The organism is Bradyrhizobium sp. CW1 (assembly GCF_023100665.1).
Classification (GTDB): Bacteria; Pseudomonadota; Alphaproteobacteria; order Rhizobiales; family Xanthobacteraceae; genus Bradyrhizobium; species Bradyrhizobium canariense_D.
This window is the reverse complement of record NZ_CP064685.1, coordinates 296,196-322,963: the sequence shown is the minus strand read 5'-3', so window position 1 is coordinate 322,963 and position 26,768 is coordinate 296,196. Positions and strand designations below refer to the sequence as shown.

At 61.3% G+C, this 26,768-nt stretch carries 24 protein-coding genes and 3 pseudogenes; 13 read left to right on the top strand and 14 right to left on the bottom strand.

The features are described 5' to 3' along the window. Positions 1 to 634: 634 nt before the first annotated feature. Both IVB54_RS41135 and IVB54_RS41130 read right to left on the bottom strand, forming a co-directional pair. A complete protein-coding gene (locus IVB54_RS41135; RefSeq protein ID WP_247478110.1) occupies positions 635 to 1,960 on the bottom strand; it encodes an extracellular solute-binding protein in 1,326 nt (441 codons plus the stop codon). A gap of 289 nt (positions 1,961 to 2,249) precedes the next feature. Next, the gene (locus IVB54_RS41130) at positions 2,250 to 2,951 is read right to left on the bottom strand and encodes a hypothetical protein (RefSeq protein WP_247777616.1); all 702 of its coding nucleotides are present in this window, start codon (positions 2,949 to 2,951) and stop codon (positions 2,250 to 2,252) included. Positions 2,952 to 3,010: 59 nt separating this feature from the next. Here IVB54_RS41130 and IVB54_RS41125 point away from each other — a divergent pair, with 59 nt between their 5' ends. Then, positions 3,011 to 3,205, top strand: coding sequence for a hypothetical protein (locus tag IVB54_RS41125; RefSeq protein ID WP_247375540.1), 195 nt, complete (start codon positions 3,011 to 3,013; stop codon positions 3,203 to 3,205). A gap of 132 nt (positions 3,206 to 3,337) precedes the next feature. On the opposite strand, the gene IVB54_RS41120 is transcribed toward IVB54_RS41125, so the two are convergent. From IVB54_RS41120 to madL, 3 genes are read right to left on the bottom strand one after another with little or no spacing between them, the layout of a single operon-like run. Continuing rightward, positions 3,338 to 4,039 carry a GntR family transcriptional regulator gene (locus IVB54_RS41120; protein WP_247369423.1) on the bottom strand — a complete coding sequence of 234 codons (702 nt, stop codon included), beginning with the start codon at positions 4,037 to 4,039 and terminating at the stop codon, positions 3,338 to 3,340. After that, positions 4,040 to 4,804, bottom strand: coding sequence for a malonate transporter subunit MadM (madM, locus tag IVB54_RS41115; RefSeq protein WP_247298855.1), 765 nt, complete (start codon positions 4,802 to 4,804; stop codon positions 4,040 to 4,042). Continuing rightward, positions 4,801 to 5,235, bottom strand: coding sequence for a malonate transporter subunit MadL (gene madL / locus IVB54_RS41110; protein ID WP_247777615.1), 435 nt, complete (start codon positions 5,233 to 5,235; stop codon positions 4,801 to 4,803). The genes madM and madL overlap by 4 nt, the downstream gene beginning before the upstream one ends. Before the next feature lie 186 nt (positions 5,236 to 5,421). Here madL and mdcA point away from each other — a divergent pair, with 186 nt between their 5' ends. From mdcA to IVB54_RS41075, 7 genes are read left to right on the top strand one after another with little or no spacing between them, the layout of a single operon-like run. Beyond that, positions 5,422 to 7,068: a malonate decarboxylase subunit alpha gene (mdcA, locus tag IVB54_RS41105; RefSeq protein ID WP_247369429.1), complete on the top strand. Its 1,647-nt coding sequence runs from the start codon at positions 5,422 to 5,424 to the stop codon at positions 7,066 to 7,068. 10 nt (positions 7,069 to 7,078) lie between these two features. After that, positions 7,079 to 7,396, top strand: a complete 318-nt coding sequence (gene mdcC, locus IVB54_RS41100) for a malonate decarboxylase acyl carrier protein (RefSeq protein WP_018456505.1) — start codon at positions 7,079 to 7,081, stop codon at positions 7,394 to 7,396. Continuing rightward, positions 7,393 to 8,307 carry a biotin-independent malonate decarboxylase subunit beta gene (locus IVB54_RS41095; protein WP_247371414.1) on the top strand — a complete coding sequence of 305 codons (915 nt, stop codon included), beginning with the start codon at positions 7,393 to 7,395 and terminating at the stop codon, positions 8,305 to 8,307. The genes mdcC and IVB54_RS41095 overlap by 4 nt, the downstream gene beginning before the upstream one ends. After that, complete coding sequence (mdcE, locus tag IVB54_RS41090) at positions 8,294 to 9,031, top strand: biotin-independent malonate decarboxylase subunit gamma (RefSeq protein ID WP_247371417.1); 738 nt, start codon at positions 8,294 to 8,296, stop codon at positions 9,029 to 9,031. Before IVB54_RS41095 ends, mdcE begins: the two co-directional genes overlap by 14 nt. Beyond that, a complete protein-coding gene (mdcG, locus tag IVB54_RS41085; RefSeq protein WP_247478106.1) occupies positions 9,024 to 9,671 on the top strand; it encodes a malonate decarboxylase holo-[acyl-carrier-protein] synthase in 648 nt (215 codons plus the stop codon). The genes mdcE and mdcG overlap by 8 nt, the downstream gene beginning before the upstream one ends. After that, positions 9,668 to 10,522, top strand: a complete 855-nt coding sequence (gene mdcB, locus IVB54_RS41080; RefSeq protein ID WP_247298869.1) for a triphosphoribosyl-dephospho-CoA synthase MdcB — start codon at positions 9,668 to 9,670, stop codon at positions 10,520 to 10,522. The genes mdcG and mdcB overlap by 4 nt, the downstream gene beginning before the upstream one ends. Beyond that, positions 10,516 to 11,433 carry an acyltransferase domain-containing protein gene (locus IVB54_RS41075; protein WP_247371421.1) on the top strand — a complete coding sequence of 306 codons (918 nt, stop codon included), beginning with the start codon at positions 10,516 to 10,518 and terminating at the stop codon, positions 11,431 to 11,433. The genes mdcB and IVB54_RS41075 overlap by 7 nt, the downstream gene beginning before the upstream one ends. Positions 11,434 to 12,604: 1,171 nt before the next feature. Here IVB54_RS41075 and IVB54_RS41070 read toward each other — a convergent pair. Next, complete coding sequence (locus IVB54_RS41070; protein WP_247478101.1) at positions 12,605 to 13,027, bottom strand: hypothetical protein; 423 nt, start codon at positions 13,025 to 13,027, stop codon at positions 12,605 to 12,607. Positions 13,028 to 13,045: 18 nt separating this feature from the next. Further along, entirely contained in the window at positions 13,046 to 13,267 is a 222-nt protein-coding gene (locus IVB54_RS41065) for a hypothetical protein (RefSeq protein WP_247298876.1), read from the bottom strand. Between the two features lie 1,039 nt (positions 13,268 to 14,306). Between IVB54_RS41065 and IVB54_RS41060 the strand changes: the two are divergent. Further along, positions 14,307 to 14,498 (top strand): annotated as a pseudogene (locus tag IVB54_RS41060) (hypothetical protein); the annotation flags it as partial. Here the strand turns inward: IVB54_RS41060 and IVB54_RS41055 are convergent. From IVB54_RS41055 to IVB54_RS41035, 5 genes and pseudogenes are all read right to left on the bottom strand, one after another. Beyond that, positions 14,434 to 15,303: an ABC transporter permease gene (locus IVB54_RS41055; protein ID WP_247777614.1), complete on the bottom strand. Its 870-nt coding sequence runs from the start codon at positions 15,301 to 15,303 to the stop codon at positions 14,434 to 14,436. The pseudogene IVB54_RS41060 and the gene IVB54_RS41055 sit on opposite strands and share 65 nt — an antisense overlap. After that, on the bottom strand, positions 15,296 to 16,156 hold the full coding sequence (locus IVB54_RS41050; protein WP_247371431.1) for an ABC transporter ATP-binding protein: 861 nt from the start codon (positions 16,154 to 16,156) through the stop codon (positions 15,296 to 15,298). The genes IVB54_RS41055 and IVB54_RS41050 overlap by 8 nt, the downstream gene beginning before the upstream one ends. Beyond that, entirely contained in the window at positions 16,153 to 17,211 is a 1,059-nt protein-coding gene (locus tag IVB54_RS41045) for an ABC transporter substrate-binding protein (RefSeq protein WP_247371434.1), read from the bottom strand. Before IVB54_RS41045 ends, IVB54_RS41050 begins: the two co-directional genes overlap by 4 nt. Positions 17,212 to 17,232: 21 nt before the next feature. Next, positions 17,233 to 18,159, bottom strand: a complete 927-nt coding sequence (locus tag IVB54_RS41040) for a TauD/TfdA family dioxygenase (RefSeq protein ID WP_247298883.1) — start codon at positions 18,157 to 18,159, stop codon at positions 17,233 to 17,235. Positions 18,160 to 18,461: 302 nt separating this feature from the next. Beyond that, positions 18,462 to 19,901: pseudogene (locus tag IVB54_RS41035) on the bottom strand (NAD(P)/FAD-dependent oxidoreductase). A gap of 373 nt (positions 19,902 to 20,274) precedes the next feature. Here IVB54_RS41035 and IVB54_RS41030 point away from each other — a divergent pair. The 3 genes and pseudogenes from IVB54_RS41030 to IVB54_RS41020 all read left to right on the top strand — a co-directional run bounded on the left by IVB54_RS41030 (position 20,275) and on the right by IVB54_RS41020 (position 22,759). Continuing rightward, complete coding sequence (locus tag IVB54_RS41030; RefSeq protein WP_247441181.1) at positions 20,275 to 21,111, top strand: class I SAM-dependent methyltransferase; 837 nt, start codon at positions 20,275 to 20,277, stop codon at positions 21,109 to 21,111. Between the two features lie 45 nt (positions 21,112 to 21,156). Next, positions 21,157 to 22,501 (top strand): annotated as a pseudogene (locus tag IVB54_RS41025) (LLM class flavin-dependent oxidoreductase). Positions 22,502 to 22,546: 45 nt separating this feature from the next. Continuing rightward, on the top strand, positions 22,547 to 22,759 hold the full coding sequence (locus IVB54_RS41020; protein ID WP_247298893.1) for a hypothetical protein: 213 nt from the start codon (positions 22,547 to 22,549) through the stop codon (positions 22,757 to 22,759). Between the two features lie 750 nt (positions 22,760 to 23,509). Here the strand turns inward: IVB54_RS41020 and IVB54_RS41015 are convergent. After that, positions 23,510 to 24,133 (bottom strand): NUDIX hydrolase, encoded by a 624-nt coding sequence (locus tag IVB54_RS41015; RefSeq protein ID WP_247282776.1) that lies wholly within the window; start codon positions 24,131 to 24,133, stop codon positions 23,510 to 23,512. Positions 24,134 to 24,937: 804 nt separating this feature from the next. Continuing rightward, on the bottom strand, positions 24,938 to 25,426 hold the full coding sequence (locus tag IVB54_RS41010) for a GNAT family N-acetyltransferase (protein WP_247298897.1): 489 nt from the start codon (positions 25,424 to 25,426) through the stop codon (positions 24,938 to 24,940). A 516-nt stretch (positions 25,427 to 25,942) separates the two neighbouring features. Here IVB54_RS41010 and IVB54_RS41005 point away from each other — a divergent pair. Next, entirely contained in the window at positions 25,943 to 26,647 is a 705-nt protein-coding gene (locus tag IVB54_RS41005) for an MFS transporter (RefSeq protein ID WP_247478097.1), read from the top strand. The last annotated feature ends 121 nt before the right edge of the window (positions 26,648 to 26,768 follow it).

Here is a 26,768-nt window from a genome sequence, read left to right as displayed (position 1 = left end):
CGAAGCGATCATCGTCGAACTTGTTCGGCAAATGAAGCTCGTCCGTGCGGCGGATAAACTAAGCCGCCGCGCCGAGTATCTTGGCGCGACGACTCGACGACCTAGCCATGGTGAACCCGGATGGAGCAACGTCCGGTGGCTCAAGGTAACCAGCCGAAGGCTCGCCGTAATCTAAGGGTCAACTTAAGCTGATGTCCAGACGGAAAGGTATTTCGGCAACCGAGAAAACGTACCGGAAGGTGCTGAGCCGGTGAATGCGTAGGAAGGAGAGGCCAATGTCGGAATTCCTTGACTCAGCAACAGCTGCGAAGGTGTACACTTCGCCGCTTCTCACACACTCGTTTTCAAGCTGCTGAGCGTATAAATTGCGGTCGCGAGGAGATGCTTGCTGTGAGCTCAGTTGTCCACAGCCACTCCTAACGGGAGGCATTAGGATTGCACAACGGGCAGCATCCGTAGGCCCCGTTCACCAACCTGATGAGCCACCTGAATCACTCCATGGCCTTTTGGCCACAATAGGCAGTGGCGCTCATGCACAGCGCGCCACTACGAATCGACGATTTGCAATGTACTTGCTAGCTTTGATAGCGGATGCGCGCTCAACGTCTAACCGTCCGGGTGGGCACCGACGTTATCAGGTTCGCATGAACCCTTCGCACTCGCCTTCTGCCCACGTGAGTGTTTTCTCCAGTGGCTCGCCCTGCGAGTAGCGCAGCGCCATCTTGGTCATCGTCGCGCGCGTGTAGATCTGCTGCGCGACCTTCGGCGGGGCCGGCCACCCCGCAATGGATAGGTTTTGATGATTGAACGGGTTAGCATAGTGATAGAGCGTACCCTTCGGTGGCTCCGCTTCCGCCCATACGGGCATCGTCGTCAGCTTTTCATAGGCCGGCAGGTCATAACGGGCGCTGGCGACCACAAGCTTCTCGGTCGATGACGGCTGCGACAAATGCGCAAGCAGGCTCTTTGCTGCTTTCTTGTTCTTGGAGAAAGCCCAGATTGTCCAGAACGCGGGAAGATACGGCGCGAAGCGCCCCTTAGGCCCAGCCGGGAACCCGTAGGTCCACAATTGTTCGGCGAGTCGCGGAGCGTCGCGCTTCGCAACTGCCCACGCGCTCGGCGGATTGAAAATTAGGGCGGCTTTTCCGGCTATCAGCAGTTTGTTGTTCGATGCATCGTCCCATGCGCCCACATCTGGCGGCAAGAAAGCCAACAACCTCCTATAGAATTCTAGTGCCTGCCGTACTTCATCGGTTTTGACCGTGAGATTACCATCGGCATCAACAAGATGAGCGCCGAATGACTGGAAGATAGCTCCGGCGGTACACACGCTATCGTTGGTATCGCCGAGTCCAATCCCGAACGGGAAACCCGCCTTGTGACAGGCTTCAGCTGCCTTCAGGAACGTATCCATGGTCCAATGTTCGGCTTTCGGCGGCAACCCCGCTGGATACATCGCCTGCACATCGATCTTGGCATGCTCCTTCATCAGGTCGATGCGGGAGCACGGGGGCTGGATTTGGCTGCCCTGGCAAGCGGGAACCCCGATCCATCTACCGTTAGCTCGAGCAAGATAGTTGACGGTTTCATTCACGCTGCCATTCTGTTTGAGAACGGGCTCCATCACATCGTCAACTGGCTCAAGCAACTCGGCGAAACTGTGGGGCTGCCAGGTCGCCTGACGCAATACGTCGTGACCGGTCTTCGCTTGTGCTTCGGCTTGGCCGGTCAGGAGAAGCTTGTTGCCTTGGCTCGTGATGTAATCAATCTGAACCTCAACGCGTTCCCGCTCGGCCCATTCAGTAACAAGATCCGTCGCGCCCTTGTTCGCTCCGGGAACCCAGTGATCCCAGAAGCCTATGGTTAGCTTGCCGGCCGCATAGGCCCCGCGCACATACGGCGCAGTGACGAGTGCCGTAGATGTCGCAGCTATGAATTCTCGTCGTGACAGTTTGGACATTTGCTTCTCCTGCTTGGCGCCTTTGTCCTCTTCGGTCACGCCGTGCTGAAGAGTGCGGGCTGGAAGCCTGGTCGGTTGCCGGTTAGCGACGAGAGCGTAATCGCGGTGATGGAATTGAATGCCTAAAGCGGCGTTGGGACAAGCAATCTAAAGCGGCAGTCGCACTGCCTTAGTCTCTTGCAACAGTCAATCGCCGCAATAGGTGCTCCTGGCCGCTTCCTTGATGATTGTGGCGGGCGTTTCCGGATCATTGACCTCAATCGCCCTTCTTCAACCCGAACCACTCGGCTCAACCAGTCAGCTCCTTGACGGACATTTGCGTTCGCTCATGTCCTCGCACCCGACGGACGTTAGTTCCTCCGATCAACATACCTTCAAGCCATGGTTCAACGGCCGGATCACGCAAGGCCCCCAGGTTGTAGATCTGGTCGGCCAGGGTTTTCGAGTTGCTCGGGGGGCGAATAGACGTCATATCCGGCACACCCTTACCGACGCTGGTGTATCGCAGACGCCAACACCTCATCAGCTTGACTAAGACCCTGCACGATGGGGCGCCCGAGAACGGCGCGATTCGACAGAAGGGCGGATACAGCATCGTCAGCTGGACGGACGACAAACGTTCATTCGACGCAATATCAGATCTGAACGTCGCTGGGCTGACGAGCTTCGCGGAATCCTTTCGAGAGATTCGTTGAGCGAGTTCTTGCTGTGACAGAGCGTTTAATTTGCATGGGCTCATCTTTGAAAGTAGCACATTGCGGCTGACCGTTAATTCCGTTGTCGCCCTACTTTCGCACCGCACTAGGCTTAGGCCGCCGATCTGCGTCAGGTTGCGGGACAGCACCGTCGGGGTGACGTTCAGGTATCGTTCGCTGAACGATGTCGTGAGGAGCGACACGATCGACATCGCTACAGGTGCAAGGTCGATCTTGAGCGTTCCCGCACAGTTCGTCACTAGCCGCGTCGCCTGCGGTGTGAACAAGCCGATCATGGTCAGCTAGCGCCTGTCGCGCCCATGCGAAGAATGTTTTCGTCCTTGGCCGAAAAGCCATGGACGCCCGATTGGTGCCGAAGCACGATCGCAACACCAAATCGCTTCTCAATCTGCTGGACTGCCTGAGACAGCGCCGGCTGGCTGATCAGCAATGCCTTTGCCGCCCGGCCAAAATGCCGTTCTCGCGCCAAAACGAGGAGATAGTGCAAATGCTTGATTTGAAGGTTGTCTTCAACCCATGTCGCCCCTAAGTAGCTCGATTCCTACAAGGTGGCTGAACTAGTCGCAACTCCAACGAACGAAGCCTCGGCCTGAATAGCAGGCGGAGATCTCATCCGATCACTCGATTGATCACCAAACGCGCAAGTTGGGGGATCCTACTGTCACGCTCGACCTTCTCCGCCCGCGCGGTCGTCGATGTAGCGCCGAAGCGCCGCGGCGGCGTTCAACATGTGCGCGCGCATTCGGCGAGCGGCCGTATCGCCATCGCCCTCCGCAATCGCCTGCATGATAGAATCATGCTCGTCCCGGGACTTGCGGATACGATCGCCCTGCCGCAATTGCGTGCGGCGGAAGGCGCTGAGACGCGCACGGACCTCCTGCGCCTGCTCGGCCATGAACGCGTTGTGCGTTGCGCTATAGATGCCTTCGTGGAACAGCCGGTTAAACGCATCGTAGGCATCCACGTCGTTGGCGTCGACCATTGCCAGCGAGCTGTCGTGGAGCTCGATCAGATCGCTGCGCTCCAGCGGTGTCATGCGATAGGTCGCGAGCCTGACGCACATGGCTTCCACCTCTGCGCTGGTTTCAAACATGTCCATGATGCGTTCGGGTGTCATCCGTGCCACGACGAGCCCGCGACGGCCCCGCACCTCGACGAGCCCGCTGACGACAAGCTGCCGGAGGGCTTCCCGCACCGGCGTGCGGGAAGCCCCAAAGCGATCGGCAAGCTGCTGCTCTTCCAGCGCCGAACCGGCAGCCAGCGCACCGGAGGCAATCTCGTCGGTCAGCGCATTACGGACGCGATCGGAGAGAAGGCCGCCATCTTCTTCTGCCTCAGCCGCAACTTTAAACAGACCTGCCATTCAGCTTCCTATGATTGCGCGCACCGTGAAGTAGAGAATGGACGGTGCGACGAGGCATCCCAACCCGGTATGAAACGTTGCTGTTAATGCGCCGTAAGGCACCAGACGCCGATCTGTTGCCGCCAGGCCTCCGGAAACGCCGCTGACCGTACCCATCAAGCCGCCAAACACCATTGCGCTGCGCGGATTATTTAGGCCGATCATCTTCGCAACAAAGGGCGTACCGATCATCACGATCACCGCCTTGAATACACCGGTCGCGATCGACAGCGCAATAACCGGCGAGGAGGCGCCAATCGCCGCTCCCGTGACCGGCCCGACGATGTAGGTGACCGCGCCGGCGCCGATCGTCGTCAGCGATTCGGCGTCAGTGTAGCCAAAGGCTGCGGCGACGAGAACGCCCAGAATGAACGGAACGACCGTCCCCAATCCGAGCGCGACCGCACCGATCAGTCCGGCCTTGCGCGCATGGACGACGTCGACCTCGAAGGCGGTGGCGACGATGGCGAAATCCCGCAGCATCGCGCCTCCCATCAGTCCGATCCCGGTTAGCGCCGGCAGGTCGGCGAGGCCCTTTTCACCGCCGGTGGCGAGGCCTCCGAAAAACGCGAGCAAAAGCCCGAGCATGATCGCGATCGCCGAGGCGTGAATGCGCCCGAAGGTGAGATATTTCGAGATCGCTCCGGAGATCCACATCAGGATGCCCACCGCGGCGAACGCCGTGATCAGCGAGTTTGCGGCAAGAACGTGGGATATCATGGTCATCCGATCCTCCCGGACTTGAAGTGGGGCACATTCGCCTCGATCGCCTCGCGCGCCTCGATCTCGTCCATCGTCTCGACAAGGCCGCTGAGTCGAGTGATCAAAGCGACCTGGGCGAAACACACCGCCACCGCGCCGATCCCCGCAATGACAACGATGGGACCGCCTTTTGCCGCAGCGACGACGTTCTGCTGCGCGGCCATGGCGACCACGATGGGAATATAGAAGCTGCCCCAGAACTCGACGCCTGTCTTCAGCCCGTGGCTGAGGAGACCGTGCCGTAGCAGCCATAGCCGGGCGGCGATCAAGAACATCATCGCAATGCCGACGCCGCCGACATTGGCCTTCACACCGAGGACGACGCCGAGCAGGTCGCCGAGCAGGACCCCGAGCAGCGTGCAGATCGCGAGCAGAGCTACGCCGGAAATGGTCACGGGCGCCTCCCGGCTGTGAGCGGGGCGCTGACCCCCAGAGATCGAAGCTGTGTATGCACTCGCATCGAAAGTTCCCTCCTGTGTATGCCATTGTCTCCTGCCGTGCGTATACATTAATTGACATCGGAAGGCAATACGCATACACTCTGACTCGTGGAAGCCAACCTCGCATGCCAAGGAGCCGAAATGAGTAGTTGGGGTATGCAAAGGGCCGCCCTGGGAGAGCGCTTGGCGGCCGGCCGAAAGCACGCGAAGGGAAAGGTCGTCCCGATCCCGAGCCTGCCCGCATTTTTGAATGCGGTGATCCGGTCAGGAGACCGGGTGTGCCTGGAGGGTGACAATCAGAAGCAAGCTGACATCCTCGCCTCAGCGCTCGCGAACCTTGACCCCGAAGACGTCCGTGACCTCCACATGGTCCAGTCCGGGGTGGTCCTCCCATCCCACCTCGACATCTTCGACAAGGGCATCGCGCGGCGGCTCGACTTCTCCTATTCAGGCCCGCAGTCGGCGCGGATCGCGCGGATGCTATTCGGGGGAAAGATCGAGCTCGGTGCCGTCCATACCTATCTCGAGTTGTTCGCCCGCTACTTCATCGATCTGACGCCGAACGTCGCCTTAATCGCGGCCGTCAGCGCCGACAGGGACGGCAACCTCTATACGGGGCCAAATACCGAGGACACTCCGACCGTCGTCGAGGCGACGAGCTACAAGAACGGCCTCGTCGTGGCGCAGGTCACGGACATCGTCGACAAGGTGCCCCGCGTCGACATTCCCGGCGACCTCGTGCATTTCGTGGTCGAAGCCGGCCGTCCCTTCTATGTCGAGCCGCTCTTCACCCGTGATCCCGCGGCCATCACCGAGACCCAGATCCTGACGGCGATGCTCGCCATCAAGGGCATCTATGCGCCCTACCGCGTGCGCCGGCTCAATCACGGCATCGGCTTCAACACCGCCGCAATCGAGCTCTTGCTGCCAACTTACGGCGAGAAGCTCGGCCTCAAGGGCAAGGTCTGCACCCATTTCGCGCTCAACCCGCATCCCACGATGATTCCGGCGATCGAATCCGGCTGGGTCGAGCAGATCCACTGCTTCGGATCGGAGGTCGGCATGGAGGATTATGTTGCGGCGCGCTCCGATATCTTCTTCACGGGTCCCGACGGCTCGCTGCGATCCAACCGCGCCTTCTGCCAGACGGCGGGCCTCTATGCCTGCGACATGTTCATCGGATCGACGTTGCAGATCGACCTCGAAGGCCACAGCTCGACGGTGACGACGAGCCGCATCGCGGGATTCGGCGGCGCGCCCAACATGGGCTCCGATCCGCGCGGGCGCCGTCACCCGAGCGAACCCTGGCTCAAAGCGGGTGCCGAGGCCGACCCCGCCTCCAATGCTGCCCTGCGCCGAGGCCGCAAGCTCGTGGTGCAGATCGGTGAGACATTCGGTGACGGCAATGTCCCGCTCTTCGTCGAGCAACTCGATGCGCTAGAGCTGGCGCGCAAGCTCGACCTCGACCTAGCCCCGGTGATGGTCTACTCCGATGACGTTACCCACATCGTCACCGAGGAAGGCATCGCCAACCTGCTGATGTGCCGCAGCAAGGACGAGCGCGAGCAGGCGATCCGCGGCGTTGCCGGCTACACCGATATCGGGCGCGCGCGCGATGCAAAGCTCGTGGAGCAGCTCCGGCAACGCGGCGTGATCCGCCGTCCCGAGGATCTCGGCATCGATCCGCTTGACGCCGACCGGCGCCTGCTGGCGGCCCGCTCGATCAAGGACCTCATGCTGGCTTCCGGCGGTCTCTACCGCCCGCCCAGCCGCTTCCGCAACTGGTGAGGAGTTTCGCATGGAAAAGCTCAGCTTCAGACTGACTGCACCGAACCGCGCCGGCGGCACCCGCGCGCAGGCGATCGTCGGCGTGGTCGCCTCCGGCAATCTCGAAGTGCTGCTGGAACGGACCTCGCCGGCAGACAGCTGCACGATCGACATCGCAACCGCAGCTCACGGCTTTGGCCCCGTGTGGGACGCCGTGGTCCGCGATTTCGTCGCCCGCCGCTCTGCCGGGGGCTTGCGCATCTCCATCAATGACGGCGGAGCCCGACCCGACACGGTCGCGCTGCGGCTCGCGCAAGGCATCCGCAAGATCGAGGAGCCGGAACGATGACGGTGGCCACAGTCAATACGGTTTCGCTGAGCTGGTATGAGGCGAGCGCCCGGCAACGCATAGAAGCGCTGGTCGATGCCGGCAGCTTTGCCGAATTCATCGGTCCCGAGCAGCGCGAGATGAGCCCGCATCTGGCGATCTTCGACCTGCCGGAGCAGTTCGACGACGGCATCGTCATCGGCCGCGGTCGCCTGGATGGCTCGCCGGTGTTCGTCGCCGCACAGGAAGGACGCTTCATGGGCGGCGCCTTCGGTGAGGTCCACGGCGCCAAGCTCAACGGCCTCCTGCGCGCAGCTCGCACGCTCAAGCAAGATCTGCTGATCCTGTTCGACACCGGCGGCGTGCGGCTCCAGGAGGCCAATGCCGGCGAGCTTGCGATCGCCGAGATCATGCGCGCGATCATCGAGGCACGCCGCGGCGGCATCCACGTCGTCGGCCTGATCGGCGGGCGCGCCGGCTGCTATGGCGGCGGCAGCCTGATCGCCGGCACCTGCTCGCGGCTGATCATCTCCGAACAGGGGCGGCTCAGCGTCAGCGGCCCTGAGGTGATCGAAACCAACAAGGGGATCGAGGAATTCGACTCGCGCGACCGCGCGCTGGTCTGGCGCACGATGGGCGGCAAGCACCGCTATCTCATCGGCGGTGCCGATATCTTCGTCGACGACGAAGCGACGGCGTTTCGCGAGGCGGCCATTGACGCGATCAAAATAGCCAGACGATGCGACGCCGAGATTCTCGAGGCCGAGCAGAAGCGCCTCGAACGACGGCTGCAGCGTTTTGGTGAGGCCAAGGACGCCGTCGACATCTGGGAGACGCTCGGCATCGGGCAGCCGACCGAGATTCCCGCACTTCCGAGCGGCGCATTTCTTCGCGCGGCAGCCAACAGGGAGAATGCCGATGACGCTCGATGACATCCTGGCCAGCCTATTCCCGAACGGCCGCAAGATCGAAACGACCGGCGCGATGATCGCGGGACAAGCAACCCTGCCTGATGGCGGACCGATCCACGTGCTCGGCATCACGCAGGGGAAGCCGCTCGGCGTGGACGAAGTCATCATGCTCGCGGGGCGGCTGGTCGAGATCGTCCAAACGAAGGACCGTGCGCCGATCCTGTTCCTGGTGGATTCCGCCAGCCAGCGCATGAGCAAGCGCGACGAACTGCTGGGCCTCAGCGAGTATCTGTCGCATCTCGCCAAGGCCCTGCTGCTGGCGGAAGCCGAAGGACACCGCACCGTCGGCCTGCTCTATGGCGGCAGCGCCGCCGGCGCATTCATCGCCACCGCGCTTGCCACCGGCACGCTGGTGGCGCTGCCCGGCGCGCATCCCGCGGTGATGGATCTGCCGTCGATGGCGCGGGTCACCAAGCTTCCGATCGACGTCTTGAAAGCCAGGGCCGAAGCCACGCCGGTGTTCGCGCCCGGGCTCGACAACATGGTGCAGACCGGCGGCATTCACGCCGTCTGGGATGAACATGCGCCGCTGGCGCCGCAGCTTGCGGCCGTGCTGCAACGACCGCACGGACAGGATGATCGCGGCCAGATCGGTGCCCAACGTGGCGGCCGGCGGAAAGCGGCCGAACTTGCCGAGCGCGTTGTCGTCTCAGCCACTTCACATCAAGGAGCGCCAAATGGGTGAAGCTCTCGCGCGCCACAGCATGGTCAAGGTCACAGCCGCCGGCTGGACGGCCGTGATGAAGCGTTATCCGGAACTCGCCAGCGAGCCGATCGTCGCAGGCTGGGCGCACGTCGGCCGTCCTCTCGTCGTTCGCCGACCGGCTTGCAGCGATACTGCAGGCCTCGTTCCGCTCGGACTGCCGCTGCCGCCGAGCCATGGTAAACGTCGTATTGCGGTCTCGCTGGCCGCAGCCGATATCGTCGCGTTCGCTCAGCCTCCGTTGCTGGCCGACGCCGCGGCCGCGGCGCCGCCCGCTTGGCGCGAGACGATCGAGAAACTCGTCCAACTCCTGCCGGAGACCCGCGCCTATGGCAGCCTTGCGTGGCAGCACCTCACCGGCCTGCCCTATCTTTCGGAGTGCTCGGACCTCGATCTGCTGTGGCCTCTCTCGTCGGCCGACAAGACAGGAATTCTGTTGTCCGACATCGCGCGGATCGCAAAGCAGTCGCCGATGCGGCTGGACGGTGAGATCACAGGTCCCGCCGGCGGGGTTCAATGGCGCGAACTGACCGGCACTGACGAAGACGAAGTGCTTGTGAAGAGCCCGGCAGGAGTGACCACCACGACTCGCGCGGCCTTCCTCACAGGTCATGTCTCATGACCATTGCGCTCAGATGGCAATCACAGCCGGGCGGCGCGCTTGATGCCGAGCAGCTCGGTCATCTTGCTTCGCTATGCCTGAAGCTGGAAGTAAAAACCTATCCGAAGCCCGGGCTTGTCAGCCATGTCGACAACGGTGCGCATCGCGACATGGACGCCGGGCTGTTGTGCCTGAGCGCTGAGACCTTGATGCCTTTCTTCAGCGATCTCGCCCTCGCGGGCGCCGCAGGTGCGGGCATGAACCGGCTGCGCGCCATCGGGGTTGCCGCGGAGCGCGCGATGATGGCTGCGACCTCCGGCGTCAACACCCATCGCGGCGCGATTTTCGGACTTGGCCTGCTCTGCGCCGCGGCCGGCTATCGGAGTGCCGTCGGCATTCGCAAATCTCTTGGCCGGCTGGTTTCGGAGCGTTGGGGCGAGGACATCCTATCTGGCCCGGTATCGCTGCGCAGCCACGGCGCTGTGGCCGCGCGGCGCTATGGCGCCGGGGGCGCCAGGGGGGAAGCCGCCGACGGTTTCCCGTCTGTCTACGACATCGCCCTACCCGCGCTGCAGGCAGCGCGCGAGCTTGCACCTCATGACGAGGAAGCCGCTCGCGTTCAGACGTGCATGAGCTTGATTACTAGCGTCACCGACACCAACCTCCTGCATCGAGGCGGGCTCGAGGGACTGTGCTTCGCGCAAGCCAGCGCGTCAGCGTTCCTTTCCGCCGGCGGTGTTGGATCACCGGAATGGCGCAGGCGTGCCGCCGACATTCACCAAGCGTTCCTGACCCGCAATCTCAGTCCCGGCGGCTCCGCAGACCTGCTGGCAATGGCGCTATTCGTCGATGGGATAGATCGCGGATGTTAGCACTGCTCTGCGGCGGACAAGGTGCGCTTTCGGGCAAGATCTTTGATCTTGTCGCGGACCAGCCTGCCGCGGAGTCAATCTTCGCCGCGGCGACGGCTTGGCTCGGTGAGGACCCGCGGGAATTCGTTCGGACGCGCACCCCCGAGCAACTGTCCGAGAATTATGCCAGCCAGATCCTGACCGTCACATCGGCTCTCGCGACCCACGCCTGCATCGCTGACCTGTTGACCGAAGAGACCGCTGTCACCGGGTATAGCGTCGGCGAGATGGCGGCCTGGAGTATCGCGGGAATCTGGACTGCCGAAGAAGCGTTGCGGCTCACCAATATTCGTGCCCGGCTGATGGAGAACGCAGCGGGGCCCACCGGTCGCCTGGGTTACATCCGCGGGCTCGACCGGGCTACGATCGAACCTCTGCTTGCAAAGCACCGCTGCGAGATCGCGATCAGGAATCCGGACCTTCTTTTCGTGATCGGAGGCGTGGAGCGGGAGGTCATTGCGCTCTGCGACGAGGCTGCCCGGAAAGGAGTGCGAACGGGGCTTCTGGCCGTCAAAATCGCGTCGCATACGACAAGGCTCGCGCAGGCCTGCCAACCTCTGCAACAGGCACTCGATGTCAACAGGGACGCGGCCGTCGCAAACCATCGCGTCTTACTTGCCGGCGGTGACGGCGAACGCATCTTCTCGGTCGCGGGCGCGACGGTGAAGCTGGCAAACCAGGTCGCCCATCCTATTGATTGGGCGGCAACCCTGGACGCGCTTACAGAGCTGGGCGTCACCGAGGTACTAGACCTCGGGCCCGGACACGCGCTGGCGGAGATGATGCTAGCATCTCAGCCGGACACGCGCTGCTACGCCGCCGACGGCTTTCGCACGATCGAGGGCCTACGTAACTGGGTTGCTGCCGTATAGCAGGAGATCCGGAAGCGAGCCACGCTCGCGTGCGTTGCAAAGCAGGCCGGATCCACATGGGCCCGAACAGGACTACCAACCGATCGTCGCACGGGTACGGTACCTCCGACAGAAGATCCTGGTTGTTTTCTGCCCACCTCATCGCCTCAGCCCCCAGAGCACGATGCAAGAGCTGGCCAGCATCAGGATGCCAACCCACACGAAGCCGGTCGTCACCAGCATCTCTTGCCAGGCCGGCGCACCTCGACCCGCGGCTGTGATGGGTGAGAGTGCGGCTGTGCCGGTCACAGCGGCGAGCGTTGTCGTCGCCCAATTGCCGTATGTCCCCGCCACCAGCGCTGCAAACGTGCCGCGCTCAAGCGCGGCGGATAGTCGAACCTGTGTCCAACAGCACCCCAGCCCCAAAGGAAAGTCCCGTTCATGACGCCCTAGAGGTGCGCCGCAAGCCCACCCTCCTGTTCGAGAAGCTTTGTTCGGCCAAGCCGGTCAGCAACCCCAATAGGAACAGAACCATCCCGTGCCACAGCAGCCAACGTCCGATTGTCTGCACGCTTCGCCGTCTGCGATTTCGGGTTCCGGTATTTAACCTGCAGCCCCGACATCAAGCTTAATTCGCGACTTAGGTTGACCCGGCCTCCGGCGACGCTAGGCTGAACACCGGACATTGCCCCCCGTCCGGGTCCATCAATGGCGAAGTCGGCGCGCCATCACATTCGGCGCGTCGGTTTCGCGTTTTTGCTATGGATAGCGCGAGCCCCGTTTTGACGAATAATCCCGGATGATCACCCGCTCGATTTAGTCGAGACACAAGGAGAGATCACGGCGTTGCGCTCGCAACACTCTGACAATCGTCTCGTCACATCGCGATTGAACCGCTTCCTCGTCGAGATTCTTAGAGCCAAAAGATGCGGCGCACACTCAACATCTTCGGTCTGAATCCGCTCGGATGCTGCGAGCTGTCGAGGAAATGGTCTCACGCGGCCGATCCACGAAGCGGCCGAACGTAGTTAGGCCGCGGTTCAAGTAACACTAACGCACGGACGATCTTGCGTCGATCGGGCCCAGCGCCCATGCTGGATGCAGTCGCGAAGTGGTCCGCGTCTCGCGTAACGGCGCCTTCGCGGCGAGGGGTCGCCGCCGTCACAAGCGACGGCCCCGCCCATGATCAGCTCTAGTGACCGCGCCGCACTGCTCGGGGCACAAACGGCAGTCTCGGAGAAAACGACTTCGCGATCGCGAGAACTGCGGCTTCGTCAGTTTCGAGTGCGATCTTCTGGGCGAGCATCACATCGCCAACTGCCAACTCCCGTTCGGGGAGGAAGCACCACCCCACCTTAGGCTCCAGTTGTTCATCCAGCTCCAAAACATTACTCATCGTGCCCTGATAAATTCGGTATCGACGGCCAGTAAGAGAACCAGCGACTTCAAAAAAGCCATTGGCATCAAATTGCGCGCGCTGTTCTGGAGATAACCATTCCCGCAAAAGACGACGTGCACGCGCTTCCGGGCCATTTTGCTCGTTGAAGCTCCGATAAAGGGCACGCAGGGCACGTAGACGCGCGCCCTGGGCGACGTTACGTCCGAACAAAAGCATCTTTGATGCTGGACGGTTCTAACCGCCGACTAAGTGCGGATAGAACAGCGTTTCATCCGCTGTTGGATCAAATGACCGTATCAGCTTGAGATCGCCGGCCGGCGTCCGAGTGGCAGCGGTAAATCCCTGGGCGGTGAACTTCTTGAAGCGCCGCTCAGCCTCGGCGAGCCCCTTCGGGTCCTTTCGCTCAAAGAAATGTCTGCTGTCGCCTGTGCTGTCCATTACGATCTGGGTAGCCATGGAAGAGAACTCCGCGATCCCTAGCCTCTGATGAAAAACAAACCTCGCCCCGGTGAATAGTGTTCCTGCTCTCGGCAAATTTCGTTCTGCCGTCTTTTTAGTCGGGATCGTCTGGCTCGCTGAAATCGATGAGAACCTGATCCGCGACCTGAGGGCGGCACAACGGGCGAAGCTGGTCGCAAAGCGGAAGCCGGCTTATGAGGCGGTGCATCCGAGACGAAGAAGGGCGGCGACCGCAGATCAATCCGCCAAATTGGCGGTACGGGCAGCTTCGCAAAGGACACGGCAGAAAAAAGCGGAACACCGCTTCGTACGGTCGAGCGGATAGTACGCGCACTCGGAAGCTAGGCCCCGATCTCGGACCATGTTTCAACAAGTTGCGTACCAACCCTCAGGAAATGGAACGAGCAGCGAGGGGCCGTCCTCGTTGTTATCGTTTGCAGCTTCGGGCCTGCCGGTCGCTAGAGGCTCGGCGGCGAACTCTTCCACCTCAACGGCACTCGCCGCGTGACGCCCGGCGCACCTTAAATCGCTTTGCATGAACAAAACTCCCCACCGGGGTACGATCAAATTTGGAGCGTCTTCAAAGATTTCGATCAAAAGGTTACGGCGGCAAAATATCAGGTCTCCTTCCCAAGCGATAGGAGCGCGACCCTGTCCTTTTCGCATCCTAATCGTGCAGCGCCATCGGCGTTGCAGTGCAGCCAAGAGTCGCCCCTCATCGTTTGAGCAACGGACGCGAGTTGCAACGGCGAAGCTCGCTCGCCACAGTCACGTCCATCTCAGCAGCGCACACACAATGTGGAAAGCCGCCCCCGTGATGCTTTGCGACGGGAGGTGATCGGCCGTCACGACGTCGTCATGGAGCAGCTCGTAGGTAAGGTCATCTTCGTTCTCGAGCCCACTGTTTCGCGAGCACGTAGCACTTTTGAGCCTAGGCCAGAACCGGGGCACGTCTGCATGTCGTTCTCCTCAACCGCCTCAGCATTGCGCTCGACAGCCTGTGCGACCAGGTCCATCGCGCCGCGCTCTTCATCGGGCGAGCGCGACCATTTTCGGCCGGATCACGATCGGCCGCGGCTCGACGATTGGGGGCAACGTCTGGGTGACCGAAGATGCGCCGCCAAACAGCTTCGTGACGCAGGCTACGGCCCGCAACAACGGGGCTAGGCCGCTACGGGCGCCTTCCAGCGCATCAAGCGACGTTCCAGCGCCTCGAGGATCGCGTTGAAGACGAGGCCGATCACGGTGATGCCGAGGATGCCGAAATACATCTGCGGGATCAGGAAACTGTACTGGCTGTTGATGATGAGATAGCCGAGCCCGGACTTGGCGCCGACCATCTCGGAAGCCACCAACACCAGCATCGCGGAAGCGCTTGCCAGCCGAATGCCGACGAAGATGGTTGGCAGCGACGCCGGCAGGATCACCTTGCGGAACAATTGGCTTGGCGTCGCGCCCATCGTCCGCGCCGACTTGACCAGCAGCGGATCGACCTGCCGGACCGCCGCGATGGTGTTGAGCAGCAGCGGCCAGGCGCAGCTATAGACCACCATCGTGATCTTCGAGAGCTCCCCGATGCCGACCAGCAGGATGAACACCGGCAGCAGCGCCAGCGGCGCCGTGTTGCGTGCTATCTCGATGGTTTGGTTCAGCAGATCGCCAAGCCGGGCGTACCAACCCGTGAGCAAGCCGAGCGGCACCATCAGAACGACCGCGATCAGGAATCCGCTCAGCGCCCGCAGCAGGCTCGCGCCGACGTCTTCATAGAGTTCACCGCTCTGCGCGAGCTGCCAACCCGCGGCGATCACTTCGGAAAACGGCGGCAGGAACGTCACGTCGATCAGACCCAACCGCGGCGCCGTCTCCCAGACTGTCAGGAACAGCACCAGCAGCAGCGATCGCTGCCCGATGACACCGAACCATCGCGCGAAGCCGCTCGTGGCCGCGGTAAGCGCACCGACGCGTTGTGCGGCCCGGTGCTTCGGACTTCCCTCGGCCAGCTCCAGCAACGTCAGCACCTCCAGATTAGACATGAGCCAGTTCCTTCGCCTTTGCGACGCTCTCGCCGTCCGCTGCGGCGACCTGAGCTCCTTGCGCCTTCAACACCTCGTCGCGCAGCAAGGACCAGACCTCATGCCGCACATGCCCGAACTGAGGCAACGAGCGGACGTCCTCGGTTTCGCTATGTAGTTCGTCGGGAATATCGACGATCTGCTTGATGCGGCCGGGACGCGAAGTCATCACCGCCACACGCTGGCCGAGGACGACGGCTTCGTCGATGCCATGCGTGATGAAGAGGATGGTCTTTCCGGTGCTGCGCCAGATCCGCAACAGCTCGCCTTGCAGCGTTTCGCGCGTCTGCGCGTCCAGCGCCGCGAACGGCTCGTCCATCAGCAGCACCTCGGGATCGTAGGCGAGGCTGCGGGCGATGGCGACGCGCTGCTTCATGCCGCCCGAGAGCTCGTGCGGGTAGCGGTCGGCAAAGCCGGACAGCCCAACCAGGTCGAGATAGTGCAGCGCCCTTTCCCGCCGCTCCCTGGCTTTCAGGCCGGCGATATCGAGCCCGAACTCGACATTCTGCACAGCCGTGCGCCAGGGAAACAGCGCGTATTGCTGGAATACGATGCCGCGGTCGCGCGCCGGTCCGTCGATGACCTTACCGTCGAGCAGGATGCGCCCACTGCTCGGTGCCGTCAGGCCACCGAGCAGATCCAGCAAGGTCGACTTGCCGCAGCCGCTCGGCCCGACCAGCGCAAGGAACTCGCCGGGCCGAACATCCAGCGTGATGTCGTCCAGCGCAGTGAAGCGTTGCGCCGGCCCGCCATCCTTGCCCCGGACCAGGAAGTCCTTCCGGACATGCTCGAAGCGGATCTTGGCCATGGTCATTTGGCCTCCGCGGTCTTGCCGGCGCGGAAATAGTTGAACTCGTTGGTGTAGAGATCAGACGGCTTGAGCTGGTCCGGCTTCAAGAGACCATCCTTGACCAGCCAGTCGACCCACACCTGCAGCTCGGCATCACCGATCACGCCGCCCTTGGTCGCAACACCCGTGCTCTTCCAGTACTTGATCGGTGTGGCGTCCTCGTTCCGCTTGCGATCGGCGATGATGCGCTCGAAACGGGCGCGGACTTCCTCCGGCGGCGTCGTCTGCGCCCAGGTGATGGCACGCGACACGCCCTCGACCAGCCTGCGCGAGGTGTTGGGATTGTCCTTGATGAACTTGTCCCTCAGCACGTAGGACCCGCCGGTGAAGTTTCCGAAGATGTCGGTATCGGCAAACAGCCTGCGGATGCCGCCGCGTTCGAGCGCCTTGTCGCGCAACACGCCGTTGAGCGTGGCCACCTCGACCTGTCCCTGCCGCAACACCTGCTCGCCGGTGACGGGCGGGATCGCGACCAGCGTCACCTGCTTCGCATCCGCCGGCGTAAGGCCGTTACGAGCCAAGTATTCGCGCAGCACGAATTCGAGATGTGCACCGAGCGTGTTGACCGCGACCTTCTTGCCGATCAGGTCCCGCGCGGTCTTGATCGGGCTGTCATCCTTCACGTAATAGCCGTTGTAGGTGTTGTCGTCCGAGCCGTAATAGCCGACCACCGCCTTGATCGGCGCCTTGGCCGCGATCAGCTTGATGATCGCGCCATAGAACGCGCCGCCGATGTCGATATCGCCGGTCACCACCGTCTGGATGTCCTGCGGACCGCTGATGGTGTTGCCGATCCATTTCAGCTTGAGCGGCGCGAGATAGCCGAGGTCATCGGCCAGCTCGATAAACGTGACTTGGCCGGCCCAGCCTTGATAGCGGACCTCGGTCCTTTCGAGCTGCGGCTCGGCCATGGCGCTGCCGACGAGCCCTATCAGCCCGAGGGCGGCGAGGCCAAGTTGCCGCCCTCTTGCACGCAGACCGGCAACCAGGCGACGCAACGCAGAGATAGCGATTTCCATTGTATTCACTCCTCGCTCGTTTCAGGCGGCCTTCGCCTGTGGCTTGGTCGACTTGACGCGGGTGACGCTGTTGCGGCCATCGATGCTGACCGGCACTTCGCCGTCGATGGTGGCGCGCCGGACGACGCGGTGCTGGTCGCCGTAATCGTTGACGGCGTAGTGCTGGGTAGCGCGATTGTCCCAGATCACCACATCACCCTGCTGCCAGCTCCAGCGCACCGTATTCTCGGGCGCAGTGATGTGGGACTGGAACAGGTCGAATAGCTTCTGGCTGTCGTATTTCGACAGGCCGACGAAGCGCTGGACGAAATTGCCAAGCACCAGCGTCCGTTCTCCGGTCTCGGGATGGACGCGAACGACGGGATGCTCGGTCTCGTAGATCGTGCCGGTGAAGACCTCCTCGAAGTGCTTCCTGTCGGCCTCGCTCGCGCGGGTCTTGACGGCGTAGTCATAGGCGTTGCTGTGCACCGCCCAGAGTTCGTCCGCGAGCTTGCGCAGCGGCGCCGGCAGATCGAGATAGGATGCCGCGGTGTTTGACCAGATCGTATCGCCGCCGAACTCGGGGATCACGACGCCGCGCAGCACGGAGATCTTCGGATAGGCGTCGACGAAGGTAACATCGGTGTGCCACTGGTCGGCGCGGCCGCCGCCGCGTCCGGAATCGAGTTCCAGGATCGACGCCGTTCCCTTGGTCGCGCCGACCGTCGGGTGCGGAACCAGTTTGCCGAGCCTCACGGCAAAACTCTCCTGCCCCGCGTCGTCGAGATGGTTCTGGTCGCGGAAGAAGACGACCTTGTGCTCGAGCAGAACCTGGTTGATCGCCGCGATCGTCCGGTCCGGGAGATCGCCCGAGAGCTTGATGTTCCTGATCTCCGCGCCGATACGTGCCGACCGCTTGACGATATCCGCGCGCGGAATGACGTTGTCGATGGTGATTGCGTCCGTCATGTCATTTTCCCCAAGATCGCGATCCCGTTTGGACAAGGCTCCGCCGTTCGCCGATCGCTGATGCGATGGCGGAGTAAATACACAGCTGATGGTCGTGATCGATCCTCTTGCAGTATCGCCGTCTGCTCTGGCGGCAATCGGGTCTGGCGGGATCTTCCCCGAGAGACGGCATCAATGCAGCCTCTCGCTCAGTCACAGGATGCTAACTCAAGACTTTCGGAAATAGCTTCCAAAGTTGGACGAAGGTGGAAAATAGTTGCACGCACTCGCACGACGTATCCGATTGATATCTGCGCTTTCTGCTATTCAGCCGCGACGACGCTCTGCGTGCGCCACACCGCAGGCGCATAAAGTGCAGGTTCGAAATCGTCGGCGATCGGCGCATTGATGCGGGCCTCATGCGAGGCAAGATCGTCCAGAAAGAGATCCCTGCTGATTTGCGCGATGACGGCCGGGATATCACGCTTGAAGCTCGGGACGTCTCCAATTGGCAAGCCGAAGCTCACGAACGCCGCAGGGTTGAAGACGTGGATGTTACGGAGATAGGGCGCGCGGCCGGGTGCCTTCTCGAGGAATTCGTGCCCCGACCCGAGATAGGGATGTGCGCTCAGGGTTTCGTCCTGCTCGTCCGCAGAAGGCGAAAAGCGGTCGCGCCACAACAGGATGTTGTCGGAGAAGGCGGCCAGCTCCGGTGTTTTTGCGAGATCGACCCGATAACCCGTACCGGCGATCACGAAACCGAATGCGATATTGCCATCCGGCGTGGTCGCAAGCAGCCGCCGCTCGAACGGCTTGGCCGACGTCCACGGCGCCGACAGATGAAGGTGGAAATTCGGGAACTTGACGGCGCGCGCGACCGCATCAGGCGGTGGCGTGGATCCGGCACGGCGGAAACGGATGGCCTGGTGCCAGCGAAGAGCGTCCGGCAACGATCCGTAATTGTCGTAAGCTCCCGGATAGCCGCGCGTCCTGATCACCGGCTCCGAGGCATGCCTGTCGCGCCGCGCGAAGAGATGCACCTCCCTCGCCCGGCTTCGAGCGCCACCGCCGTCGCGTCGAATGCGGAGGCCGCGCTGCCCAGCACCGCGACTAACCTGTCGCGCAGTTTCTCGAAATCGATCGCTTCCAGCGTATGAGCGTAAAGCTCCTTTGGCAGATTGCGCGAGAGCACGTCGGGAACGGACGGACCGCCGTTACTGGGGAAGCCACCGGCAAGAATGATCTTGCGGGCCGTTTCCGTTCGCGCTTCGCCGGCCAGGTCGAGATGAAGCCGCAAATGATCAGCGGTCGGCTCGACACGGAGAAGCCGCGTCCGGCAGCGCACGTTGATGCGAAGCGTGCTGCGATATCAGTCGAGGTAGGCGGCCCAATCCACCTGGGCAATGCGATCGATCGCTTCATACGCGGCGGCGCTGTGGCGGGCTTCATACCAGGCCTTGGAAACTCAGCCCTGTCAAACCGAGTTCGGGCCCAGGCAACCCTTTCGGCGTACGCAGCTTGTTCATGCGCGCGCTGCTCAACCAGGGGCCGGACGAAGCAGCGTCGCCGGCGGCATCGATCAGGGTGACCTTGCCGATGCCGGCACGACGCAACGCAAAGGCGAACGCGCTTCCGGATTGCCCGCCGCCGATGATGGCGACGCTGTGATCGATCCCCTGACGGTCAGGGATCCAGTTCTGCGGATCGGGTCCAATCAGGCGCAAGGTCTCGCGCGCCGCAGTGTCGACAACGGACTGAAACATGTTCGCACCTCGAGGTTTCAGCATCAAATGCGGTCAAATCGTAGAAGCGAACGATACTCAGTCAATGAAATGGAATCGGCTTTGTTTTTCAACCCGCACAACGAGCCAATCGCCGGGCTTCGGCGTGTTGAAAGATTTGCGTAGTGTCGTGGAGCGAGCCAGAGACCGGGGTGAGACGCTCGGCATGCGCTGGGGCATCCAATTGAGACGATCGGTTTGCAACATCATCTCTTCCAGGGATGCGCGCCGCTAGATTCATGCTCGCATCACACCGAACAACGTAATTCAATTTCATCGACATTCCTCGTTCCGACAACATAAACTTCGTCCAATCAAGCTGTCTCGACGGCCCGTTGGAGATTTGAGAAGCACGATGTCGACCTCCGGCGTCATCAGCCTTGAACGAGACACACCCGAGCTTGCTCGCACCTATGAGCAGGCCGGCATCCTCCAGTTTCATCACGGTAAATTCCTCGTCGGCCCGCTCGCATTGAAGGCCGGGAATCACGTGCTCGATATCGGTGCCGGTACGGGCCGCCTTACCGAATTCGTCGCACAACTTGTCGGGCCTGACGGCCGTGTGACCGGCATCGATCCTCTCGAGAACCGCATTGCCATCGCGCGTCTCCGCGCGTCGAAGACGTTGACATTCGCGATCGGCCGCGCCGAAGACCTTTCGCGCTTTGAACCTGCGGAATTCGATGCCGTCTATCTCAACAGCGTGTTCCATTGGATCTCAGACAAGCGGCGAGCCCTTCACGAAATTCACCGCGTTCTCAAGCCGGGCGGCCGGATCGGGTTGAACGTTCAGGACCCGACCAAAACTCACGAGTCCCGCACTTTGCTTCGGCAGGCGACCGAACAGGCTGGGTTCGCCGAGAGGAGTGGTGAAGCGCACCGGGTGCTCGGAGCCACCGACGACGAGCTCAAAATGCTCTTCGTTGAGGCCGGTCTCGTCGATTACCGAAGCGACCTGCGTTCACTGGTCGATTTGCATGACGACGTGAGTTCGGCGCTCGGATGGTCCGAGGCTAGTGCATTCGGTAACTTCCTCGGCGGCTTTTCCACAGCGGAACGGGAAGCGATCGAGCGCGCCTTTGCTGGCTTGGTCGAGGCGAAGCGTACCCCGGAGGGCCTCCGCCTGGAGCGATATCTGCGCTTCGCGTTCGCTCGAAAGCCGGAGCCACGGGATTCCTCTCCGGGTCTTTAATCGTTCAAGTCTCACCATTGGCCATCGCATCGGAACAAACGAACCATGAGCAACCAACGCCAGCTTCTTCTCAATCTCTTCATCTATCCGGGCGGCCATCACGAAGCGGCGTGGCGCTATAAGGGATCTGAACCAGACCGCATCCTCGACATCACCCATTATCAGGAGCTGGCGCAACGGGCCGAGGCGAGCAAATTCGACGCCATCTTCTTTGCCGACGGGCCGGCGCTGGCCGACAATGTTCGGTACGCCCAGCGCCTTCGTTTCGAACCAATCACCTGGCTCGCAGCGATTGCCGCCGTCACCAGCCGTATCGGGCTGATCGCGACGGCGTCAACGACCTATACCGAGCCGTACAATCTGGCACGGCTGTTTGCGTCTCTCGACCATCTCAGCCGGGGTCGCGCCGGCTGGAACATCGTCACCACCGGTGCGCAGCAGGCCGCACAGAACTTTGGGTTGCCTGAACATCCCCCTCACCACGAGCGCTATGAGCGCGCCCGCGAATATCTCGACGTGATCTCCCGGCTGTGGGATAGCTGGGAGGATGACGCGCTCGTCAACGATCCGGCTTCTGGCATCTTCGCCGACACCAGCAAGATCCACACGCTCGACCATTTCGGCAAGCATTTTCGCGTTCGTGGCCCGCTGAACATCTCGCGGGCGCCGCAGGGACGGCCGGTCTACGTACAGGCCGGCTCCTCCGACGACGGCCGCGCGTTCGCCGCCCGGTTCGCGGAGGCAATTTTCACGGCGCATCAGACACTGGAGTCGGCGACGGCGTTCTATGCCGACATCAAGCGCCAGGCCCGCACCTTCGATCGCAGTCCCGACGAGATCAAGATCCTGCGCCGGCATCAGCCCCTTCATCGGCAGCACGCAGGCTGAAGCCGATCGACTTCAGGACGAATTCAACGAGCTGATCCAGCCCGAATTCTCCCTGACGCAGCTGCGTCAGATGATAGGCCTCGACCTCACCGGCTACGATCTCGATAGCCCGGTTCCCCGGGATCTCATCGACACAGCGAGCGCGCGCGGAGTCGCGAGCCGCTTCAAGCTCGTGGTCGATATCGTCGACCGCGAGAAGCCGACCATTCGCCAGCTGGTGCAGCGCCTCGCCGGCGCGCGCGGCCACTGGGTCATTGCCGGCACGCCCGAAAAGATCGCGGACAACATGCAGACCTGGTTCGAGCGCGGCGCAGCCGATGGCTTCAACGTGATGCCGCCATGGCTGTCCGGCGGCTTCGATACCTTCGCCGAGCAGGTCATCCCGATCCTGCGCAAGCGCGGCCTGTTCCGCGAGGACTACACCGGCACGACCTTGCGCGAGCACTACGGACTCGCGCGGCCGGCCAGCGTCTACTCCAGCGCAGTCAAGGCGATTGCCTGAGACTGTTTCCGCACCCACATCCAGACTCGCGAACAGTAAGCAGGCATGAAGACGGCGTTCTTTCTCCTCTCCAGCCTTTTGGCCATTTTCCTCCTCGCCGCCGGGTCCTATGTCGATTTCTCAACAGGTGCTGAAGCCAACAACGCCGTGTTCAAGTCCGAGATCGACTCCATCCTGATTCGTACAGTCGTGTCGGCCTTCTTGCTATTAACGATCGGGCTGGCCAACTATTTCATTCTAAATCGACGCGACCGATAATAAGGTCCGGTTCTACGCGAAGGGCGGCCGACCGCGTCAACCGACGCAATCCCAAGGACCGAGTGTTGGAGAGTCGGCAGAAATGGGCGGTCGTTCGCCAAGGGCTAGTAAGTTCAGGTCGCGGGAGCAAACACGGTTTCTTGCGATTGATCGACAGTATAGTTCCGCGACGGATTGCGTGGCGTAAATGTCTTCCGCTCGCCGGTCGCAACGTCAGGCGACAGAAACGACGTTTACTGGGTGCCGGACGAGGATTTCGCGCAGAGCTTGAAGGACATGCTGAGGCAGATGCGGGTTGCTGCGGGATCCCCCTCGCCGACCGCTGACGCGGCGCGTGGACAGCCTCCCGATCATCGGCGCCCATCCCAAGCACGGGGCAAACGCATTTGAGCGTGGCATAGAGGCGGTCACCAATGCAGTCGAGTTTCAGCGCCCTTACGTTTGTTGGTGGACGTGATCGCTGATGAAGCTGCTTGACCAGCATCAGCTACGTTGGGCTGCGATGACGCAACCGAAACCATTGAGCGTTCTGCGCACCGACCGCTCTACACCACCGAATGAGTGCCGAAGGGCTCGGTCACGACCTTCACTAGAAGAGAAGATAGCGACCAGCGACCGACTTTCAAAGCACGCGCAAGGCGCCGTGGTTGATGGCGCCCGAATGATTCTCTCTGTCATGCGGAGCTCTTCATTCGGCAACATCGTTGTTGACGGACGAAAGAGTGCGGGCCAAGAGAATGGATCGAGCTCTCAATCGAAGAAGGCAGGTTTGTTCGCGTCAGTTGCGAATGCGAAGGCTGCTTCAACGTCACTCTCGATAGTTCTACCTCGCGACAGCGGAGGTAGCCGATCTTTCGGGAAAAAGATCGCCTCGCTCGTCTCCAATCTGGGCCGGGCCTCACCGCCTGAGAGCCTATCGCAAAGAAAGAAAACTTTGTAGAAATCCCGGACATCAGGCGAATAGGAAGCGCCGGCCTTGTGTCGGACCCCGTAGAGGCGACGAACAGACACTTTCAATCCGGCCTCTTCGTACAACTCCTTTGCGATATTTTGGGCAGCAGAAAGGCCAACGTCTGCAAAGCCGCCAGGCAAGGCCCAAAGACCATCGCTCTTCTCACGGACCAGAAGGACCTTGTTCTCTTCTACGATCGCTCCGCGCACATCGACTTTCGGTGTCGCATAGCCCTTCGCGAAATCAGAGATGAGCCCTTCTATCCTCTCGATGGGAACACTTCCCAAGTTGGCGAGCATTTCATTGGCTATAGAGGCAATCTCCTCGTAACGTTCTCGATCAAATTGATCTCGCGCAAAATGGAGCCCACTAGACGCAATAGCTTGCAATCGCTTCCCATACGTCAGCCACTGAGGCTCCATAGCGCACTCCGTCATCATTCCGGTGACATCATAGCAAACGGCGCATTGAGGCGAAAGCTTATGCTTTGGAATTCAGCCCGAGTCAGCGCAAACAGCCATAAATGACCAATCCCGAGTCGCCGCGCATTCCAGCGAAGTCGCTCCCGCAAAAACGGATTGCGAGGCAGGGTCTTGAATGCCCAGCGCGGCGATCATCGGACAACGAAGGGCGGAATTCGCCGCGACGCGGCCTCCTGAAGATCGGGATCTCCTGCCCCAGCTTCTGTGTACGGGTCCTGTGACGGCCCCTGGTACGTCATTTTGAGCTGAGCGCGCTTGTGCGGCGTGAGCGATGTGATGAGGTCGCAAGTTCCAGCGCACGAGTCCGCAGATGCGCTTGGCGCGATGTCCTGGAGATCGGCCTGCATCAGAGGCCCGTGTCGATGCTTGTGCCGGTCGCCTCCATACCGGGCGTCCTTGCAAATCGCCGGACTCGAGGCTACGCGGCGGCGACTAATTAAAAACTAGCTCCGCTGTGGCAGGGTGGCCGGTGCGAAGAGCGAATTGGGGTTTAAGGCGCAGCAAAGCAGGCAAGCTGACATCGACTGCTTCGATGATGACAAATGTGTTCCTGGCGAAGCACCGATTGTTCGAGCGGTCGAAATGAGTTTCGTTCGTGCGATCGGAAGAGGTGAGACGATGGTCTAGGTTGTTCGTGGCGGCACGTCGTGCGGCTTGGGAGGAAGGCTCGATCATGATGTTTCGAAATCGCGCCGGCCTGCAGATAGAGATGATATCTGAGGACCAAGTGCTCTGCACTCTGCTCTATCGTGCCATTTCCATGAGGACAATCTCGATCGGATCTCCGCCAAGCCCATGAGAGAAGTAGCCCTTCTGGATGGCCCTGAAGCCATGACGTTCATAGAACCGTTGCGCGTTCAAGGTTGACTCGATCTTGATTGGTCCTGGGTGTTCCTTTGCCGCGGCTTCAAGACCAGCTTTGAGCAATCGCTCACCAATTCCGCGGCCTGATGCCTTCGGCAAAACGAAAAGGCGGGTCACCTCGCCAGGAACTGAGTCGACGAACCCCAATACCTCTCCGTTCTGCTCGGCTATGATCGTGGTGCCCGCAGCGATGACATCCTCGTAATATTTGGCAGTACGTTCTCCCATCCACCCCTCCAGTTGCTCGGGCTTGTAATGGGTGATTGCCAGTCCTTGAACCGATTGTGCCGTCACGTCATAGAGCGCCTGGGCATCGCCAGTGCAAGCCGCGCGCAATACCGTTTCGCCATCAACTTTGGTGCCGCTCATTGGTGATTCCTTCGCAACCATTCACCAAAACTTATCTCAGATTGTGGCCGCAGCATTCCCGCAAAATTGCAGCGGGATGAGCCAAATCGTGATCTGTAGCGGGTCGCGTGCACCGAATCGCTGCATCCTGACGCCGCGCATTTGCACGCCCTGCCGGGCGAGAAGATGTACGCGTCATGCCAGCGTGAAATATCTCCACTTCGAAGGGGCCAAGCTGCGAGACGTCATACTCGCCGAGCTCGCCGGGGTGGGGTAGATCGACGCAAAAGCATCAAATAAGCCGCTTTTCGAAACGACAGCGCCGGTTGTAGCGAAAAAACTCCTGGAGGGCTTGTATGATGCGGGACTTACGCAGCGTGGTGCTCGAATATCCTGACCAGCTTGAGATCACACAGGATGTGGAGAGGTGCTGGGGCCGTGGCAGCTTGGCCGTCGTCCCCGGGTATTCAGGCATGGCCATCGGCTGGCCCTTATCCTGAGTTGCATGACGGCTTTGAACACCTCACGATGAACTGAATGGCCAGGATCATGAGCTTATCCCCTCCTGATACACGAACAAAGCTAACCCTTGCCGCTCTGATGATCGCTGCGTTCGCGATTGGCCTAGATACGTTTGTCATCATCGGGGCACTAGAAGTGATTTCTCGTGACCTCAACATTTCAACCGGAGCGGCGGGATGGATCATCTCAATCTACGCACTCTCCTACGCGGTTTTTGCGCCGCTGAATGCCTGGATGTTCCGGGCCCTAATCCGCCGCAATGTCCAGATCCTATCCGTTTCAATCTTCATCATCGGCAACGTGATCTGTGCGATCGCTCCGAACTTTGCAACCATGGCTGCAGCTCGCGTCATTTCAGCCTACGGCGCAGCCATGTTCACCCCGGCGGCCACCGCATTGGCAACCGAGCTCCTGCCGCCCGGTCGCAAAGGGTCGGCATTGTCCCTTATCTTCGGTGGTATGACCGTTTCACAAGTTGCGGGTGTTCCGGCGACTAGCTGGATCGCTGATGCCATCGGCTGGCGTTTCGCATTCGGTTTCGTGGCAGTTGCGGGGCTCCTGGCATTGCTGATCTTCGCCCCTATGATGTCCGGTGTCTCTGCAAAGGCGCCGGAGCGCGGAAACGGCCCGGCTTCGAAAGACTTCCCCAGGGCTATCTACGGTGTTCTTTCGGTTACCCTATTCGTGGTCATTTCCGAGTTCGTGTTTACTCCTATGTGAGCGTCATTATCACCGGTTCTCTGCTTACAGGCGTGCCGCTGCTCTCAGCCGCGCTCTTTGCGTACGGTTTCGGAGCTGTGACAGGAAACGCAGCGTGCGGCTTTCTAACCGATCGCTTCGG

Bases quoted from the DNA above. Each gene is read 5' to 3' on its own strand.
- IVB54_RS41135 (WP_247478110.1), bottom strand. From the start codon at position 1,960: ATGTCCAAACTGTCACGACGAGAATTCATAGCTGCGACATCTACGGCA.
- IVB54_RS41130 (WP_247777616.1), bottom strand. From the start codon at position 2,951: ATGATCGGCTTGTTCACACCGCAGGCGACGCGGCTAGTGACGAACTGT.
- IVB54_RS41125 (WP_247375540.1), top strand. From the start codon at position 3,011: ATGGACGCCCGATTGGTGCCGAAGCACGATCGCAACACCAAATCGCTT.
- IVB54_RS41120 (WP_247369423.1), bottom strand. From the start codon at position 4,039: ATGGCAGGTCTGTTTAAAGTTGCGGCTGAGGCAGAAGAAGATGGCGGC.
- madM (WP_247298855.1), bottom strand. From the start codon at position 4,804: ATGACCATGATATCCCACGTTCTTGCCGCAAACTCGCTGATCACGGCG.
- mdcA (WP_247369429.1), top strand. From the start codon at position 5,422: ATGAGTAGTTGGGGTATGCAAAGGGCCGCCCTGGGAGAGCGCTTGGCG.
- mdcC (WP_018456505.1), top strand. From the start codon at position 7,079: ATGGAAAAGCTCAGCTTCAGACTGACTGCACCGAACCGCGCCGGCGGC.
- IVB54_RS41095 (WP_247371414.1), top strand. From the start codon at position 7,393: ATGACGGTGGCCACAGTCAATACGGTTTCGCTGAGCTGGTATGAGGCG.
- mdcE (WP_247371417.1), top strand. From the start codon at position 8,294: ATGACGCTCGATGACATCCTGGCCAGCCTATTCCCGAACGGCCGCAAG.
- mdcG (WP_247478106.1), top strand. From the start codon at position 9,024: ATGGGTGAAGCTCTCGCGCGCCACAGCATGGTCAAGGTCACAGCCGCC.
- mdcB (WP_247298869.1), top strand. From the start codon at position 9,668: ATGACCATTGCGCTCAGATGGCAATCACAGCCGGGCGGCGCGCTTGAT.
- IVB54_RS41075 (WP_247371421.1), top strand. From the start codon at position 10,516: ATGTTAGCACTGCTCTGCGGCGGACAAGGTGCGCTTTCGGGCAAGATC.
- IVB54_RS41070 (WP_247478101.1), bottom strand. From the start codon at position 13,027: ATGCTTTTGTTCGGACGTAACGTCGCCCAGGGCGCGCGTCTACGTGCC.
- IVB54_RS41065 (WP_247298876.1), bottom strand. From the start codon at position 13,267: ATGGCTACCCAGATCGTAATGGACAGCACAGGCGACAGCAGACATTTC.
- IVB54_RS41055 (WP_247777614.1), bottom strand. From the start codon at position 15,303: ATGTCTAATCTGGAGGTGCTGACGTTGCTGGAGCTGGCCGAGGGAAGT.
- IVB54_RS41050 (WP_247371431.1), bottom strand. From the start codon at position 16,156: ATGACCATGGCCAAGATCCGCTTCGAGCATGTCCGGAAGGACTTCCTG.
- IVB54_RS41045 (WP_247371434.1), bottom strand. From the start codon at position 17,211: ATGGAAATCGCTATCTCTGCGTTGCGTCGCCTGGTTGCCGGTCTGCGT.
- IVB54_RS41040 (WP_247298883.1), bottom strand. From the start codon at position 18,159: ATGACGGACGCAATCACCATCGACAACGTCATTCCGCGCGCGGATATC.
- IVB54_RS41030 (WP_247441181.1), top strand. From the start codon at position 20,275: ATGTCGACCTCCGGCGTCATCAGCCTTGAACGAGACACACCCGAGCTT.
- IVB54_RS41020 (WP_247298893.1), top strand. From the start codon at position 22,547: ATGAAGACGGCGTTCTTTCTCCTCTCCAGCCTTTTGGCCATTTTCCTC.
- IVB54_RS41015 (WP_247282776.1), bottom strand. From the start codon at position 24,133: ATGGAGCCTCAGTGGCTGACGTATGGGAAGCGATTGCAAGCTATTGCG.
- IVB54_RS41010 (WP_247298897.1), bottom strand. From the start codon at position 25,426: ATGAGCGGCACCAAAGTTGATGGCGAAACGGTATTGCGCGCGGCTTGC.
- IVB54_RS41005 (WP_247478097.1), top strand. From the start codon at position 25,943: ATGGCCAGGATCATGAGCTTATCCCCTCCTGATACACGAACAAAGCTA.